Below are 17,209 nucleotides of genomic sequence, written 5' to 3'. Positions count from 1 at the left end.
TTAATTCACTTGTTTTATTTCGAAACCAAGCTCAACCAAAGCATCTCGCTTAGCCACCGGTGCAACCACAGCTTTTGTCGGTTGTTGTTCAACCAAGTACGCCACAGCAACACGTTTTAGATCTTCCAAAGTCACATTCAAAAGACGTTCACGTAACATTTGACGGAAAGCTGGAGTGCGTTTATGCAATAAAGCATAACAAGCTGTAATAGCTTCACCCGCTGGTGACCCTGGTTTATCCATGCTGGCAATTAGACCCAAAATCGCTTCTTCTAGCTGATGCGGTTGTTGTTCAGCATTCAGTAGCCACTGCACACTTGCGTCAAAATCTTTAAACGTTTCAGCTAAACGTGGGTCACGGTAGCTATAGAAACGGAATGAACATGCATTACCGTCATAGCTTGCACCACCACCATAAGCACCACCTTTTTCACGAATCGCGCTATGCAAGAAGCCATTACGCAAATAAGCCGCCAAAATCATTAAAGGTGCTGCATCAGGATGCGACACTTCCACCGCAGGATATGCTGAAGCGCAGAACTGAACATTGGCTTGAATGAGCCAAGCTTCGTCATTGTTGCTATCTGCAAAATTCACTTGAGTTAAAGCATGTGGGTTATCATCAATCGCCACTTTATCCCAAATGGTTTGAACTTCCTCAACCAATCGGTCTGAATGATGTTCTTCACACACCACCAAGAATTGTTTTGGTGCTTTAAGCAAACGGTTATGAATTAACTTAAGCTCATCAATCAAGGCATTATAAGCAGTGTCATCTTGCTCAATTTTGCTGACAAGTTCTGACAACCAGTTCAGCGCGCCTAGGCCTGTATTATGATAATCACGTAACGCCAATGCACTATGTTGACGACCTGCAATTTGCATTGCATAGCTATGACCAGAGCCAGAAACACGTGAATGCCAACGTGCTTTACGTTGTTGCAATAACTCTACGATACGGTTTTTCTCATCAAAACGTAGCTGTTCAAAAGCCAATTTCAATAAGCGAATGGCTTCAAGATTATTCACCAATGATTTAGTGGTCAACGTTAGCCAAGCACTAATTTGACCTTTATCGTCCACTTTTGAACGCAGCGATGCGCCCATACCTAAACCGCCACTCACAGCTGTTTGCAACTGTTGTAGCTCTAAGTAGTCGTATTCACCTGCACCAACTTCACCCATCAAAATCGATAAGAGATTGAAATACGGCGATTGCACCACTTCATCAGGAATCTGAATCAAAACTTGTTGGTAATAAAGACCATTGGTGCCTGCATGGTAAAGATTTAACGGCGTATCCAAGCCATTACTGATAATTTCGCGTAATTGACCTTGTACAATCTGTAATTGTGCAGGAACGTCTTCCAAACCTACTTTAGGCAATAGGTTCAAATCATCTGGGGTATCTTGACGAATGTTCAGTGCTTCAGTCTGCGCAATAATCTCTGCTTTTTGCGCTTCAGTTAAGTTCGCAACAATTTCTTTTAAACGTGCTTTTTCTGCTGCCGCTTCCAACGCATTTTTTTCAGCATCTGGAACCAAAGTTAATTGCACACGATGTTGATTGTCAAGCAAGTAGGTTTTGATTAAGTTAGATAACCACATTGGGTCTTTCAACTCTTCCTTCACTTGTTCAATGGCCGTATCCACATCCCAGACATCCACAGGGTCTGAATGGTGAATCGCACTGCTTAAACCATTCAGAATTAAGCTTAGGCCATATGGTGTACCATCACCATTGATTTCACGCTGATGCAATTCAATTTGATGCAAAATCGCCTCAACTAAAGCCGGGTCAACAGGCTTAGCCGCAACGTCTTCTAATACTTTAAACACGCCATTTTTAAATTGTTCTGCATGCTCAGGGTTGGAACCTTGAATTGCACAGTAGAACGTCATTTCATAGTTTGAGTCATCTACGCCCATGAATGGACCAGTAGACTGTGCATAACCACAGGTTTCTAAGTAATGACGTAATGGCGAAGCAGAATCTTCAAGCAATACCCCCTCAACCAAACGCATCCCTAAACGTAATTTGATATTACTTGCTTCAGGCAATAACCAAGAAAGCACATGATAGGTTTTGTCTTTGAGGTCTTCAGCATCAACTGCATACGTTTCAGTTACAGTTACAGGCGCAGTTAAGCGGCGCTCAGGTTTTGAATATAGCGTTTGACCTTTTTCAAATTTTGACAAAGCAAGCGTTTCAAACTGTTCTTGTAAATTATATGCAGGCTCATTACCAAAGGTCATAAACACCGCATTACTTGGGTGATAATGTGATTTGTAGAAACTTACCAACTCTTCATAGCTTAAGTCAGGAATGTCTTTCGGATCACCGCCTGAGTTGTAATGATATGTCGTTTCTGGGAATAAATGATGTGCAAGTTGGTGATACAACTGATCTGAAGGTGAACTCATTGCACCTTTCATTTCATTAAATACCACGCCTTTATATACAGCTTCGCCATTTTCTAGCTCAATACGAATCCCTTCTTGCGCAAAATCAAGGGGGTTCAAATTCGCAGCAAAAGCAGCATCCATATAAACTTCTAACAAGTTTTGGAAATCTTTTTTGTTTTGCGTTGCAAATGGATATGCCGTCCAATCCGCTGCGGTAAACGCATTCATAAACGTATTGAGGGAACGACGAATCATTAAAAAGAATGGGTCACGTACAGGGAACTTTTCTGAGCCACACAGTGCCGTGTGCTCAAGAATATGCGCCTCACCTTTTGAATCCATCGGCTGCGTACGAAAGGCAACTAAAAATACATTTTCATCATGGTTTGTGGCTAAGTGATAATGCACTGCGCCAGTCACTTTGTGTTTATATTCAGACACTAAAATGTCTAAAGCTTCAACATGATGTTGACGAATCAACTGAAACGCGGGATGTACAGTTTGAGAAATGGTTTCAGTGACATCTACAGTCATGTGTGCTCCTAATCTATTCATTTAAATTAGGCAAAGTATACCTTAAAAAATCACAACTAGATTCACCGAAACGACATTTCCAACTGTTTTAATCAACTTGAACTTTAATTTTAAAAATCACTTGTTTTCGCACTAAAACATTTAGACTGGTTTTATGGATTGCCTATCATTTCGAGTTGACCAATAGACACAAATCACAATCGCCAACAGCAATACAAAGGAAGCCATAAAGCGACTTAAATCCAATCCACCTGAACTGATTGGCTTATCTAAAAAATCGCCGACAACTGCGCCCAATGGACGTGTCAATACAAAAGTAGCCCAAAATAAAATCGTCTTTGAGACCCGACTAAAAAAGTACAACAATGCCATCAATAGAATTAAACCACCAAATAGCCAAATGCCACCGCTATAGCCTAATCCTGCACTATCGGAAGTCCAGTCCCCCAAAGCCGTACCTAATGTTTGAGAAAATGTAATCGTCAACCAATAAAAGATCTGTGTTCGCGGCAAATTCACTACACTTGGATTGATCGATCCTTCGACTCGATACCAACTAAAAAGCGATATGAGCACCAAACTCAGCAACAGCAAACTACCACCCAAGTAGCCAATCCCTAAAGAACGATCTACAAAATCCGCTAAAGTCGTACCGACCGTTGTACTGGCAATAATCGTGGCCCAATATAAATAAGGTTTATAGACTTTGGACTGTATTTGAAAATACAGCAAACTGATAAATATGCCTGCGAAAATAAAGGTACTGAGTAGATAGCCCAAATTTAAGGACATGGACAATGCATCACCACTGGTTTCACCAAAGGTGGTCGCAAAAATTTTGGTCAACCAAAACAGTGCGGTAATCTCAGGGACTTTTTTAACATAGTTTTGTAGCTCATGCACTTGCATATACTTCACTCTATGCAGTTATTTTGATGCTTATATCTTCGATAACTAAAATGAATTTTTGCTTAAAACTTTGCTTAAAATAAGGCGCTCTTTTTTAGAATTATCACAAGAAAAAAGCATCCGATATCGGATGCTTCATTTACAGTATTTAGAGTCTATTTTGGTATTTAAAACTAAACCAGATATTTAAAATAATTATAATTTGGATGACTTTCGACATAGACATAATTCTGTTTTTGATAGAATTTGGCAGCATTTTTAAGCTCAGTATTTAAGCACAGTGCAGAAAAGTGTTTTTTTGCACCCTTTTCCAATTCCACCAATAGCTGCTTACCCACGCCATGCTGACGGTACTGCGGATGCACATAGAAACGGCGAACTCGTCCAATCCGTTCTTCTACACCAGTATCACCCCATTGCTGATTTAAACCGCCACAAGCAATCAATTTATCGCCATCATAAGCAAGCAATAATTGCTCACCCGTTTGGTCAAAACGATTTTTACCACTTTGATATTCTTCAATTAAACGGTGTATAAATGTATAGCCTTCATGCTGCGCCAAAGCAGCAATATTTTCGATTTGAGCAGGAAGTTGCTCTGCTGGACGAATCGTAATTTCCATATATTCACACTTTTAATCTGTTATCTATTTATGATGACCAAATCATCTTGATTCAGTCTGAACACCCTATAGCTCTATAAAAGTAAAATTTTTCGATTTGCACAATAGCAAAGCTGATTAAAACGGCAACTAATTCAAAAAAAATGTAAAAATATAATGGATTTGCCCGATTTTTATACACACCTGTCCTTTAATTGAATTTTCTTCAACAAACTACAGCAATCCTGAGCATTCGTGTAAACTTAGCACTTTCATTTTTTGATGTGATTATACAACATGGCAACTGTTGACCTTTTTGCAATTGGTAATGCACTTATTGACCAAGAATTTAAAGTCTCTGACGAATTCCTAATTCAACACAATCTGCAAAAAGGTACGATGCAACTGACTGATGGTGATACTCAAGCAGCCCTTTATAACAATCTAAAAGCGACTCAAGAATATAAAGGTCAAGCTTCTGGTGGTTCTGCAGCAAATACTACGGTTGCTTTTAGTGCTTTAGGCGGAACTGCATTTTATGGTTGTCGTGTCGGCAATGATGACTTAGGTCAAATTTACCTAAATGGTTTAAACGACGCTGGCATCCAAACTGCAACTCAATCAATCAGTGAAGGTGTAACTGGCACATGTATGGTATTGGTCAGCCCTGATTCTGAACGTACGATGCATACTTACCTCGGTATTACTGCTGAATTAACTGATAGCCAAATTGATTTTAGCAACTTAAATACTGCGAAATGGTTATATATCGAAGGTTATCTTTCTACATCAGACAGCGCACGCCTAGCGGTAAAACAAGCACGTCAAATCGCCAAAGCCAATGGTGTACAAATTGCATTGACCTTATCTGATCCAGCAATGGTGCAATATGCACGTCAAGGTTTAGATGAGTTACTCGATGATGGCGTGGACTTATTGTTCTGTAATGAACAAGAAGCGCTAATGTACACCGAAACAGATCATTTAGATGCTGCACTTGCTAAATTGCAATCACTAAGCAAACACATTGTCATTACATTAAGTGCCAAAGGTGCCTTAATCCATAATGAAGCAGCAACATTTACCGTGCCAGGTCGTAAAGTTACCGCAGTAGATACCAATGGTGCAGGTGATGCATTTGCTGGTGCTTTCCTATATGCACTGAATGCAGGTCATGACTATCAAACGGCTGCTGAACTTGCTATCCTGATTTCAAGTGAAGTTGTGGCTCAGTTTGGTCCACGCCTAGCAGTTGAAGACTATGCTCAGCTTTTACAATCATTTCAAAAGGAATGTGCTTAATGTTTAAAATTTGCATGACGGATGATGTGCCAGAACGTGAAGCACGATCATTCGAAACGCCTGAAGGTGAAACGATTTTTATCACCCAACGTGATGGCATGTTTTACGCTTATCAAAATAACTGCCCACACTTGCACGTAGAACTTGAGTTTCTAGAAAATCAGTTTCTAGATCGTGACCAAGAATTTATTGAGTGCTCAACACATGGCGCCCTGTTTATGGTCGAATCTGGGGAATGTATTTCTGGTCCATGCCAAGGTCAAGCCCTTGAAAAAGTGAACATTAACGTGCATTCTGATGGTGGAATCTACCTCACAGAAGAATAAACACTGGAATACAACCATGTCCGCATTTTTAACAGACTATAACTTAATACCCTTTCATTTAAGTTTATTGGCCGTACTGTTATTGGGCATGGTTGAAACCATTGGCTACTATATCAATATTAGTCCTAGCCAAGTTTTAAAAAGAATTGCCCCTCAGCGCATACAAGAGTTGGCATTATTGAATGTCAAATTTTCCAAGTCTCTGATTTTGTTCTTTTTACTGATGAATTTTAGCTTTGCAGGCTATGTACTTCAGTTTTGCATCCACGCCAAAGAAGGTCAATTCGTTCCCGCTTATTATTTAATTTTACCTGCGTTGATCATTGCCATATTCTTTACGGTATTTATGATTCATTGTTTGGATCAGGTTGTCCCGCCCAAATATAAAAAACAAACCGTTAACCTACTGGGTCGTTTAGCCACAATTTCAAGTGGAAATGCCCGTCCCGGCTTTTCAGCTCAAGCGCGGGTGCGTGATGAGTTTGGTCAACTACATTATGTGCAAGTTGAGCCAGAATTTGGTGAGTTAGAATTTCAGTCGAAAATCATTTTGATTCGTCAAAAAAAATCACACTATATTGGCAAAAAAATCAGTGTGTCGAACCGTTTATTTAATCCATCTTAGCGTCACATTGTTATCATTTTTCAAATCATAAAAAAGCCAGTGTTCACTGGCTTGTATTCAATAAAATACCTAAATCGATATTTTGATTAACGCTTCAGGAAACCTGAGACCAAATTCATCACTTGTTGAATATCAGCATTCGCTTCTTGCTGATTGGTTTGTCCAGCTTGTGGCGTCAATGAGTCAATAATTTGCGGCAATACCCTTGAAATTGCGCTATATACATCTTGTTTCTGAGTTTGTGTTTCTTGTGCAACTTGCTCCACTTCGGCATCATCAAATAAATTTTGTACTTGTTGATTAGTCACAGCAGCATTATCACCAGGGCCTGTAGATACCCAATCATCAACCTGACTGCTCAAGCCCTGTCCACGTAATTTATCCAAAGCACCTTGTAGGCCACCTTGTTTTTGAATCCAAGCCAGCACCAGAGGTAACACTGCTACTAAAATGGTTGATGCATTACCACCGCTACTACGTTGCTGCGGCTGCGCTGCACCACCCAGTTGGCCCAACACAGAGCCTAAAATTCCACCCAAACCACCCGCTTGGTTTTGAGCATTGGTTTGGGTATTTTGAGTGCCTGCATTTGCGCCCAATTGACCCAGCACCGAACCTAAAATACCACCCAAACCACCTTGTTGATTTTGATTGTTTGCACCACCAAGGGCCTGCTTTGCTAAAATCTCAACAATATTATTTAAATTTGTCATTTTATTTTTCCCAGTGAAACCTAGATAAACTTAATTACAGCATACGTGGGAAAACACAGATTTATCATAAATGTTTGTTAATTTTTGCAATTTCTCGCAGGCTAAGTATTTGTTACCAACGGAATTTATCCCAGTTTTCAGGATTTGCCCAAAATTTAGAGTTAAACCAATCTGGAATATGTTTATAAGTCAAAATATTAAACTGCCATAAAGCAAAATCACTTTCATGCGTGGTTTTATCAATGAGCTGAGTAAAGCCTAAAGCACGTAATAATTGTTCATCGTGTAACTTACTCACCACCACGATGCGTTTGGCAAATAGGTCACGCAATTTTACCAACATCTGAGTTTTCTGCTGCTGATCCAAACTCAACATCATTTCAGTATCAAGAATCACAAATCCAAGGTCAAAACGCTGGGTAAAAGGCAGATTTAAAAACTCAGTTACGTTAAAATGTTGCCATTGAATTGGATGAAATTGATTGTATTGCTCAAGATCCTGACCAATACAGATGGCGGTTGAAATGGGCTGCTCTTTTGACAAATCGTCTAGCATAGAAGTGATGACATTTTGTTCAGCCATTGACCGCATCCTTAATAATGAAGTGAGTATTCGTATGGAACTACAAGGCATTTGCCATAAAATGCATGCAGGTCTTAAAGACCTTAGTGTAACTGATCAACATACACACAAGGCAAATGTTGAGTATAAATTTATTCTAGATCGCTCAGAAGTTGATCTTCCGTTTAGCCTTGGCCAAGAAATTGAAATCGAAGCCACGGGAAATATCTACTGCATTTCTTGCGGTGCAAAAACGCCTAAATCGTATTCACAAGGTCATTGCTTCAAATGCATGAAGACTAAGGCTTCTTGTGATATGTGCATTATGAAGCCTGAAACCTGTCATTATCATCTCGGGACTTGCCGTGAAGATGATTTTGCCCATGAAGTTTGCTTTCAACCGCATATTGTCTATTTAGCCAATTCGAGTGCCTTAAAAGTTGGGATTACTCGACTTGGTCAAATGCCTACACGTTGGCTAGACCAAGGTGCGACGCAAGCTTTGCCTATTATGAAAGTTGGTTCACGTCGTTTATCTGGTCAGCTTGAAGTCATGTTTGGTACGCAAGTGGCCGATAAAACCGATTGGCGTAAATTGCTCAAAGGTGAAGCAGATCCAATCGACCTAATCGAAATTCGCGACCAATTGGTAGAAGAATTCGCACCAAAAATTCAGACCATTCGTGAAGAATTTAGCCAAAATTTAGAATTTAATGAAACCGTTGAACTACTAGAAGATGAATTGCCACGCCAATTTATCTACCCAGTAGATGAATATCCTGAAAAAATCAAATCGCATAATTTGGACAAAACACCAATTATTCGAGGAAAATTACAAGGGATTAAAGGTCAGTATCTGATTTTGGATACCGGTGTGATCAATATTCGTAAATACACGGGCTATGAAATTAAAGTACGAACTTAAATCGACTCAAAGTGTCTAATTAAGTTTAAAAAAGCGAGATATTTCTCGCTTTTTTTCACACACTTTACCGATTTGATTCATTGAACAGTTGAAAGAAACTTTAAATATGGCAGCGCCATTAACTGCTCCGCTTCTAAGATAGGCATATGACCAACATGGTCTAAAATCAGAGGCTTTTCGGCTTTTTTAAATAAGCGTCTCAGTTCTTCTGCCACTTCAACATTGATAATCTGATCTTGCTTCCCCCAGATAATAAACACAGGTGCATCAATGCCTCGTGCAGCCAAAGCAAAGGACTCTGGCGTATACAAGGTCGCCATTTTTTGCAGTTGCTCCACCATTTTATTGGTTTGTTTAGACTGAACTATCATCAACTTTTCTTGCCCAATTTTTAATTCTTGTGGAATAAAAGGCGGGGATTGCATCACGATCTTCATCACGCGATCAAAATCACCAGTTTTTCTGACCACTAGCTCTGCAAGCTTTGCCGTATCTTTTAGATACGCTGTATTGCTCGACTTAAAGACACCTGCCGAATCCACCAACAATAAAGATTTCACTTCTAAGGGATACTGAGCACTATAGAGCATGGCAATTGCACCACCCATCGAATGCCCTGCGATATGTAAATTTGGATCTAACTTTGCAGCATCAATAAAACGTCGTAATTTTTCAGTTAAATTTGGAATCGATAGATCAAATTGATCTGCGACAATAGTTTCTCCATGTGCTGGCAGATCTGGAATAATGACATGATAGTTGGCCGTTAAATAACGGGCAACGCGGTTCCAATTATCACGTGTGCCTGACAAACCATGCAGCAACAACAGCGTCGGTTTTTGTGGATTTCCGCCTTCACTGTATGTCCATTCGATTTCATTATTTTTGACTTTTTTACTGGTCAAGCCCGCCCAAGCTCTTTCCTGCTCTAGAACATTTTGAAAGTTTAGTTCTGCAGCTTGAATACTACTGGCAACGCAAATCGTTAGTAGCATCTGTATCATGTGTTTAAAAAATGATCCATCCATCGCAATAACGGATTCTTTAAACGTTTACATTGAGGCATATACAGAGATATCATCCGCTTAATCCTTTGTCGTGATGAGTTATTTCGTCTTCATATTATTTTTTTGAGAACACCAATCTACGATGCTAGAGTCGATATTTCATTTGCCAAATCTTTTAAATAAAAATTATATCTGTAAATTTAAGTCAAAAAAAACCAGCTCAGAAGCTGGTTTTTTTAAAGCTGCCTTAATTATTTAATTTTGGCATGATCTTTTAGATAACGTGTGTAGTCATCAAATTCTTGCTGACCACGAAGCTGTTGATAAAGTTTTTTTAACTCATCTAACTGCTCACCCGTTAATGCCGCATCAGATTGTTTATTCACTGCAGTCACAGCAACTACAACCAACTCATTTGGTAGATTGGTTGTAGTAACAGACCAATGACCTGCTTTCGGCGCTTTTACGCTAAATGCAGCACGTTGAATTTCACGTTTCAACAAACCATCCGCACGAGTGAAGGTACCCGCATTTTCAAAGTTTAAATTGCCTTTCGCGACTGAAGCAGCAGGTTTTGCAGCAAACTCTTTCAATGTCGCTTGAATCTGAGCTTTTGCAGCATCAAACGCTTTCTTTTCAATCAGCTGAGTTTTCACATGCGCTTTCGCTTCAGCTAAGGTTTGAACACCTGCAGCATGATAGTTACGCACTTTTACCCAAACTACATCACCGTTTTTCAACTGAATGCTAGATGAAACATTACGTTCACCATTTTTAACATCATCGTTAAACAATTTAACTTTGACGTTTGCATCACTTAAAACTGGATGTTGCGATGCTAATGTTAAGCCATTCAATGATTGAACTTTTACACCTTTCACTTCTTGACCCACGACATCAAGGGCATCACTGCTCACAACCATATCATTGAGGCTGTTTACAGTGTCAGAAAAAACATTGGCTTTTTTCGAAGCAGCGACTTCTGCTTGCAGACGAGCTTTTTCTTGTTCAAATGAAGCCACTTTTACAGCTGGCGCCACTTTTTCGATCAAGTGATAACCACTGTCTGTTTTCACTGGAGCAGTCACTTGACCAGCTTGAGCACCTTCAACTGCTGCATCAAATGCATCACCAAATACACCTTTTTCATAAGCAACCAGTTCACCACCTTTTACTTTAGATTCAGGATCTTCAGAGAATTGCGCAGCAGCTTGGTCAAAGCTTAAACCCGCTTTAATTTTAGCTTGAACACTTTCAGCCAGTTTTTTAGCTTCGGCATCTGAACGATTGTCCGCAGTGATCATAATGTGCTTAACGATAGGTTTAACTGACTTCTGTGCATTCTCAACAAAGCTGTTATACGCTTCTTTCAGTTCAGCATCAGTTGCAGCTTCTACAGGTGCAGTAATATTGGCAGGTGTTAATACGACAAAATCTGCATCAACACTAGTTGCTTGCTTAAATTTGTTTTTATGCTGCTCATAATAAGCGGCAATTTCAGCATCAGATACTTTTACATTTTTCTTGTAATTTTCAAGATTAATGCTCGCCAACTGAATACTACGTTGTTCCGTTTGTAAGTTCGCAATTTGCAAGATATCAAGCTTACTCACCAATGCATATTCCATAAATGTTGTAGACAACATTTTTAAAGCATGGTCTTTACGTAAATTATCAATGAATGTGCGATTTGTCATACCAATCGATTCGAGGTATCGCGCAAACGCTTCATCAGAAAATTGACCATTGACTTGAAAGCTTGGCTGCTGATGAATCATTTGCACAATTTGTGCATCACTCAAGCTAATGCCTAATTTATCAGCTTGTTGCAATAGCAATTGGCGTGAAACCAAAGTATCCATCGCTTTATTGCTAATGAAATTTTGATTCAATAATGTTTCATCACCCTGAGCATATGCAAGATATTGTTCTTTTAATGAGTTCGTCAGTGCTTCGAGTTCTTTTTGAGAAATTTCAGTACCGTTTACAGTCTTTGCTGCATCTTTAGATCCACCACTAAAATATCCTTCAATACCTACAAGTGCTAAAGGGGTCAAAAACAAAACGAGCAAGACCTTGCCCAGCCAACCCTTAATGACTTTACGAAACGATTCCATAAGTATTCCAATATTTTATTTGCGGTGAATTTTAACCGAAAACCCGAGATGAATGAATGCGATATATCAATTAATCACATTTACCAATAAAAAACGCGCCAATTTATGGCGCGTCTCATGTGCTTAATAAGATTAAGCTACAGAATCTTTCAAGCCTTTACCCGCTTTGAAGCTAGGAACTTTGCTTGCTTTGATTTCTAAAGTCGCACCAGTTTGTGGGTTACGACCAGTACGTGCAGCGCGTTCTTTTACGCTGAAAGTACCGAAACCAACTAAAGTAACTGTATCACCAGCTTTTAATGCATTGGTAACTGCAGCAATTGTAGCATCTAAAGCTTTACCGGCATCGGCCTTAGATAATCCCCCATTTTCGGCAATTGCATCAATTAATTCTGATTTATTCATGAAAATTACGTCCTCTTAATATCGTTTATTTAAGGTTCAAGAATTTGTATAAAACGCCATAACGCCTTTATAGCAATGCTTTAGGGTTAAACGCAATACTCCTCAACCTCTTTTTATAGAATTTTTTGACGAAAAAAACCTTGAAAATTCGATAATATTAAAAAAGTTAGTGTTTTTTTAATATTTCGGCCCTCAGTTGGGCATTTTCTTCGGCCAATTGGTCAACTTTAGTATGTAATTGAAGTATAAGCCTTTCTAAGTGCTGTAAATCCTTTACAGTCACTAATCCTAAACGGTTTAAAGAATGATTAACACCATTATCTAAAATTTTTTCTACCTTATCTTTCGTATCGGTTACAGATTCCTTGGCTTTTTCTGAAACTTTTTCGACAGTTTGATCTGCAATATCAATCGTTTTGGACTCAAGCTCCTCTCCAACTTTGACTAAAGAGTCAAAAAGCTTATTTCCCTCTCCCTCAGCACGTGAAAAAGCACCTAATCCAGCCAACCAAATCTGTTTGGTATATTTACGAAAATCCATTTTAGAGCGACGATCAGAATGACTACGTACCCGAGGTTTAGCCAGCTTTTCTGATGTTTCCTGTGCATCGTCAATTATGCTTTCTGTATTTTCCATAATCCGCACTTCTCCTGATTATTTTATGTGCACATCAACACGTGATTCTTCATTTTAACAACATAATAGCAAACATATAACTTGATAGATTGATTAAACTGTTCTACAAAGCTAGTGAATTACCAAATTTTTGGTATATTCTAAGTTCCTCTAGAGCAGGACGCTCAGTTTCCAGTGCTTTCAGATTTTAACAAGGACATTTTTTTATGAGCGATACGCAACAAACACAAGCTCAACCACATTTGTTGCTTACTATGACCCTGATTGTTTTAGAAACGATTTTTACCTTCATTTTAAAACATGACCGCGTTGTAGCATTACAAGCTAAAAAATTTGTTGATCAAAAAGTCGCACTAAAAATAAATAGCTACATCCCTTATTTTGACTTTTATGTTCAGTTTACTGAGCACGGCATTCTGTTCGACACTAAATCTCCAGATAAAGCCATCGACCTTGATGTCCGCACGACACTAATGGATTTGGTGAAAATTTTTGTATTTGGTAATCGTAAGAGCATCAAAACCATGCGTATCGATGGCGATGTGGTTTTAAAAGATGAATTTCGTGATTTGGTTTCTTTATTTAGTGTGCCGAAAATTTTATCTGACTGGAAACATTGGCTGTCTGAACCTGTCGAAGAAAACGATATCGTTGCGTCTAAAAAACGTATTGCCCCACTTTTAGAAAAAATTGAACAGCAACGCTCTAAAATAAACACGCTACAAGTTGAAGTTAAACAATACAAAAACCGTATTAAGCGTATCGAACGTCGTCAAAAGCGGATTAATATCGCTTTTAGTCTAATATCTATTCTTTTAATAACGTTATTAGTGTATAATGTGTGGTTCAAATAAATACATAATTTTTCAGACAAAATAAAACAAATAAACAATCTCAAAAAAACTTGACTATTTTAGTCAGGATTCATAAAATCTGCATATCTAGACTTAACATGTGTATCGAATCATGCGCTTAACAACTCGCGGTCGCTACGCAGTGACTGCTCTACTTGATCTAGCTTTGCAGCCAACTGAACAAACGATCACTCTTGCAGAAATTGCAGCTCGTCAAACCATTTCAGTGGCCTATCTTGAGCAGTTATTTGCAAAATTAAAGCGTCACGGCTTAGTTTCCAGCATCCGTGGAGCAAACGGTGGTTACCACCTTGCTCGTAGTGCTGAAGACATCACTGTTTTGGAAATTATTGAAGCTGTAAATGAAACAGTTGATGCAACCCGTTGTGACCACAAAGGCAACTGCCAAAATGGTGCAATGTGCTTGACTCACGATTTATGGCAGGAACTCTCCCACCACATTGCCGATTATCTTGCAAAAATCACCCTTGCTGACCTTGTAGCACGCGATAACGTTCAAACCGTATCAATTCGTCAAAATTCAGCAAACTTTGATTCAGCCCTTTTATCGGTTACAGGTATTTGACATGAAGCGTCCTATTTATCTTGACTATGCAGCAACTACACCTGTAGACCCTCAAGTCGCAGAACGTATGATGGAATGTCTAACGTTTGACGGTACTTTTGGTAATGCAGCTTCTCGTTCTCATGCTTACGGCTGGCAGGCAGAAGAAAAAGTAGAATATGCACGTGAACAAGTTGCTAATCTAGTAAAAGCTGATCCACGCGAAATCGTTTGGACTTCTGGTGCTACTGAATCTGACAACCTTGCGCTTAAAGGTATTGCTCAGTTCTATGCATCTAAAGGCAAGCACATTATTACAAGTAAAATTGAACATAAAGCAATTCTTGATACTTGCCGCGAGCTTGAAGAAGAAGGCTTCGAAATTACTTATCTTGAGCCAGAAGCAAAAACTGGTTTAATTACACCTGAAATGGTTCAAGCTGCCCTTCGTCCAGATACAATTCTTGTATCTTTGATGATGGTGAACAATGAAATCGGTACAACTACAGATGTAGCTGCAATCGGTGAATTGACTCGTGCAAACAAAACTTATTTCCATGTAGATGCTGCGCAAGCTGCTGGTAAAGTAGAAATTGATCTTTCAACAATGAAAGTTGATTTGATGAGTTTCTCTGGCCACAAAATCTATGGTCCTAAAGGTATTGGTGCTCTTTATGTACGTCGTCAACCACGTGTACGTATTAAAGCGCAAATGCACGGTGGCGGTCATGAACGTGGTATGCGTTCAGGTACGCTAGCGACTCACCAAATCGTGGGTATGGGCGAAGCATTCGAACTTGCCGGCAAAAACCTGCATGCTGAACAAACTCGTATTCGTGTACTTCGTGACAAACTTTGGAATGGCTTGCAAGATCTTGAACAAGTCTTCCTGAACGGTCACCCAGAATACAACGTTGCAAACTATCTAAACGTCAGCTTTAACTTTGTTGAAGGTGAATCGTTAATGATGGCACTTAAAGATTGCGCAGTATCTTCTGGTTCTGCATGTACATCAGCAACTTTAGAACCATCTTATGTACTTCGTGCATTGGGTCTTTCAGACGAATTGGCTCACAGCTCGATTCGTTTCAGCTTTGGTAAATACACCACTGAAGCCGATATTGACCACGTACTTGAAATTACCAAAGCAGCAGTTAAAAAACTACGTGATCTTTCACCGCTTTGGGACATGTACAAAGAAGGTATCGACCTTAATTCTGTAGAATGGGCTGAACACTAATTCATCCCGGTGAGATAGCTTTTATTTTAAGGCTATCTCATTGATTAACGTAATTTCACCCCCATATTAATCTTAAGGCTGACCCCGAGGTTTGGAGAAGCATCATGGCTTATAGCGAAAAAGTAATTGATCATTACGAAAACCCTCGTAATGTTGGTGTTTTAGACAAAAATGCAGAAAACGTTGGTACAGGTATGGTCGGTGCACCAGCTTGTGGCGATGTTATGCGTCTACAGATCCAAGTTGATGACAACGGCGTAATTGAAGAAGCTCGCTTCAAAACTTACGGTTGTGGTTCAGCAATTGCATCTAGCTCATTAGTAACAGAGTGGCTAAAAGGCAAAACTCTTGATGAAGCTCAAGCAATTAAGAACATTGATATTGCAACTGAACTTGCACTTCCACCAGTAAAAGTACACTGCTCTGTACTTGCTGAAGATGCAATCAAAGCTGCTGTAGAAGACTACCGTAGCAAGAAAGTAAAAGCTTAATTGTTTACGTGTTTTAAAAGATTAACGGAGTTTTCATGATTCATTTAACTGAAAATGCTGCAACTCATATCAGCAATTACATCAAGAATCGCGGTAAGGGTGAAGGTATTCGCGTTGGCGTGAAAACTTCTGGCTGTTCTGGTTTAGCTTATGTACTTGAGTTTGTCGATGATATTGACACGCATGACCAAGTATTCGATCAGTTTGGCGTAAAAGTATTCGTTGATCCAAAAAGCTTAGTTTATCTTGAAGGTATGGAGATGGACTATGTGAAAAATGGTTTAAACGAAGGTTTTGAGTTTAATAACCCAAATAAAAAAGGCGAATGTGGCTGCGGCGAATCGTTTACGGTTTAAGCCATTTCCACGCTCCTTTTTCGCATTAAAACAGTGTACAATTCACTGTTTTAATTGCATTTAAAGCAACACTTTTTGCACCTCTATTGCGGACACCATCTCCCATGAATCATTTTGAGTTGTTTAACTTACCTGTAGCACTCGATATTGATTTAGCAGTTTTAAAAGCTGAATTTTTAAAGTTGCAGCAACAATATCATCCAGATAAAGCCGAAGACAAAGATCTAGCCCTGATAAAATCTAGTGAGATTAATCAAGCATTTAAAGCTTTATCCAATGTTGATAGCCGCGCTGCATATCTTTTAAGTCTCAAAAAACAAGATTATCACCTTGATCAATCGATTAGTGATTTTGAGTTCCTACAAGATGCCTTAGAAATTCGTGAACAGTTAGATGAGGCAGGCTCTGCTGATGACCTCACTTCACTTAAAACTGAAGTTCAGCAATGGATTGACGGTTTGGTTCGTGAATTTAAAATTGATTATGACGACGAAGACTGGGCTGAAGCACGTGATACCGTACGTAAATTACGCTTCTTCCAAAAAGTAATGGCTGATATCGATAAAGCTGAAGATCGCTTCTTAGACGACGATAGCTTTGATTTAGACGATGATTTTTAATTTATTTATTATA

19 protein-coding genes are annotated in these 17,209 nt (G+C 39.1%); 10 read left to right on the top strand and 9 right to left on the bottom strand.

The genetic code is table 11. From position 1 onward, the window contains the following. The 3 genes from FTU13_RS05555 to FTU13_RS05545 form a co-directional block, all read right to left on the bottom strand. Window positions 1–2,940, bottom strand: coding sequence for an insulinase family protein (locus tag FTU13_RS05555; protein ID WP_180128083.1), 2,940 nt, complete (start codon window positions 2,938–2,940; stop codon window positions 1–3). A gap of 141 nt (window positions 2,941–3,081) precedes the next feature. Beyond that, the gene (locus FTU13_RS05550) at window positions 3,082–3,849 is read right to left on the bottom strand and encodes a hypothetical protein (RefSeq protein ID WP_180128085.1); all 768 of its coding nucleotides are present in this window, start codon (window positions 3,847–3,849) and stop codon (window positions 3,082–3,084) included. Window positions 3,850–4,022: 173 nt separating this feature from the next. Further along, entirely contained in the window at window positions 4,023–4,472 is a 450-nt protein-coding gene (locus FTU13_RS05545) for a GNAT family N-acetyltransferase (RefSeq protein WP_078188654.1), read from the bottom strand. 276 nt (window positions 4,473–4,748) lie between these two features. Here FTU13_RS05545 and FTU13_RS05540 point away from each other — a divergent pair, with 276 nt between their 5' ends. The 3 genes from FTU13_RS05540 to FTU13_RS05530 are packed head-to-tail and all read left to right on the top strand — an operon-like array spanning window position 4,749 to window position 6,704. Then, complete coding sequence (locus tag FTU13_RS05540) at window positions 4,749–5,753, top strand: adenosine kinase (protein ID WP_180128087.1); 1,005 nt, start codon at window positions 4,749–4,751, stop codon at window positions 5,751–5,753. Then, the gene (locus FTU13_RS05535; RefSeq protein ID WP_078188656.1) at window positions 5,753–6,079 is read left to right on the top strand and encodes a Rieske (2Fe-2S) protein; all 327 of its coding nucleotides are present in this window, start codon (window positions 5,753–5,755) and stop codon (window positions 6,077–6,079) included. The genes FTU13_RS05540 and FTU13_RS05535 overlap by 1 nt, the downstream gene beginning before the upstream one ends. A gap of 16 nt (window positions 6,080–6,095) precedes the next feature. Continuing rightward, complete coding sequence (locus FTU13_RS05530; protein ID WP_180115747.1) at window positions 6,096–6,704, top strand: OB-fold-containig protein; 609 nt, start codon at window positions 6,096–6,098, stop codon at window positions 6,702–6,704. Between the two features lie 86 nt (window positions 6,705–6,790). Here FTU13_RS05530 and FTU13_RS05525 read toward each other — a convergent pair whose 3' ends face one another. Together FTU13_RS05525 and FTU13_RS05520 are read right to left on the bottom strand one after the other, a co-directional pair. Continuing rightward, complete coding sequence (locus FTU13_RS05525; protein WP_180128089.1) at window positions 6,791–7,417, bottom strand: YidB family protein; 627 nt, start codon at window positions 7,415–7,417, stop codon at window positions 6,791–6,793. 112 nt (window positions 7,418–7,529) lie between these two features. Continuing rightward, window positions 7,530–8,000, bottom strand: a complete 471-nt coding sequence (locus FTU13_RS05520; protein WP_168378602.1) for a DUF6231 family protein — start codon at window positions 7,998–8,000, stop codon at window positions 7,530–7,532. A gap of 34 nt (window positions 8,001–8,034) precedes the next feature. On the opposite strand from FTU13_RS05520, the gene FTU13_RS05515 reads away from it, so the two are divergent. After that, window positions 8,035–8,904, top strand: a complete 870-nt coding sequence (locus tag FTU13_RS05515) for a DUF2797 domain-containing protein (protein WP_180128220.1) — start codon at window positions 8,035–8,037, stop codon at window positions 8,902–8,904. A 77-nt stretch (window positions 8,905–8,981) separates the two neighbouring features. Here FTU13_RS05515 and FTU13_RS05510 read toward each other — a convergent pair whose 3' ends face one another. The 4 genes from FTU13_RS05510 to FTU13_RS05495 form a co-directional block, all read right to left on the bottom strand. Next, window positions 8,982–9,908, bottom strand: coding sequence for an alpha/beta fold hydrolase (locus FTU13_RS05510; RefSeq protein WP_257226746.1), 927 nt, complete (start codon window positions 9,906–9,908; stop codon window positions 8,982–8,984). 254 nt (window positions 9,909–10,162) lie between these two features. After that, a complete protein-coding gene (locus tag FTU13_RS05505; RefSeq protein ID WP_180128093.1) occupies window positions 10,163–12,028 on the bottom strand; it encodes a SurA N-terminal domain-containing protein in 1,866 nt (621 codons plus the stop codon). A 132-nt stretch (window positions 12,029–12,160) separates the two neighbouring features. Beyond that, complete coding sequence (locus tag FTU13_RS05500; RefSeq protein WP_078188662.1) at window positions 12,161–12,433, bottom strand: HU family DNA-binding protein; 273 nt, start codon at window positions 12,431–12,433, stop codon at window positions 12,161–12,163. 166 nt (window positions 12,434–12,599) lie between these two features. Next, window positions 12,600–13,070, bottom strand: a complete 471-nt coding sequence (locus tag FTU13_RS05495; protein ID WP_111883718.1) for a phasin family protein — start codon at window positions 13,068–13,070, stop codon at window positions 12,600–12,602. A gap of 206 nt (window positions 13,071–13,276) precedes the next feature. Here FTU13_RS05495 and FTU13_RS05490 point away from each other — a divergent pair, with 206 nt between their 5' ends. The 6 genes from FTU13_RS05490 to hscB all read left to right on the top strand — a co-directional run bounded on the left by FTU13_RS05490 (window position 13,277) and on the right by hscB (window position 17,196). Then, window positions 13,277–13,924 (top strand): hypothetical protein, encoded by a 648-nt coding sequence (locus tag FTU13_RS05490; RefSeq protein ID WP_180128095.1) that lies wholly within the window; start codon window positions 13,277–13,279, stop codon window positions 13,922–13,924. 112 nt (window positions 13,925–14,036) lie between these two features. Beyond that, on the top strand, window positions 14,037–14,510 hold the full coding sequence (locus FTU13_RS05485; RefSeq protein WP_078188665.1) for an Rrf2 family transcriptional regulator: 474 nt from the start codon (window positions 14,037–14,039) through the stop codon (window positions 14,508–14,510). Between the two features lies 1 nt (window position 14,511). Beyond that, the gene (locus FTU13_RS05480) at window positions 14,512–15,729 is read left to right on the top strand and encodes an IscS subfamily cysteine desulfurase (protein WP_180128097.1); all 1,218 of its coding nucleotides are present in this window, start codon (window positions 14,512–14,514) and stop codon (window positions 15,727–15,729) included. 104 nt (window positions 15,730–15,833) lie between these two features. Further along, complete coding sequence (iscU, locus tag FTU13_RS05475) at window positions 15,834–16,220, top strand: Fe-S cluster assembly scaffold IscU (RefSeq protein WP_078188667.1); 387 nt, start codon at window positions 15,834–15,836, stop codon at window positions 16,218–16,220. A 35-nt stretch (window positions 16,221–16,255) separates the two neighbouring features. Further along, entirely contained in the window at window positions 16,256–16,576 is a 321-nt protein-coding gene (gene iscA, locus FTU13_RS05470; RefSeq protein WP_078188668.1) for an iron-sulfur cluster assembly protein IscA, read from the top strand. Window positions 16,577–16,680: 104 nt separating this feature from the next. Further along, window positions 16,681–17,196, top strand: a complete 516-nt coding sequence (hscB, locus tag FTU13_RS05465) for a Fe-S protein assembly co-chaperone HscB (protein ID WP_180034816.1) — start codon at window positions 16,681–16,683, stop codon at window positions 17,194–17,196. Window positions 17,197–17,209 lie beyond the last annotated feature (13 nt).

Source organism: Acinetobacter sp. YH12064 (assembly GCF_013419735.1).
Lineage (GTDB): Bacteria > Pseudomonadota > Gammaproteobacteria > Pseudomonadales > Moraxellaceae > Acinetobacter > Acinetobacter amyesii.
This window is presented reverse-complemented; position numbering and strand designations above follow the sequence as displayed.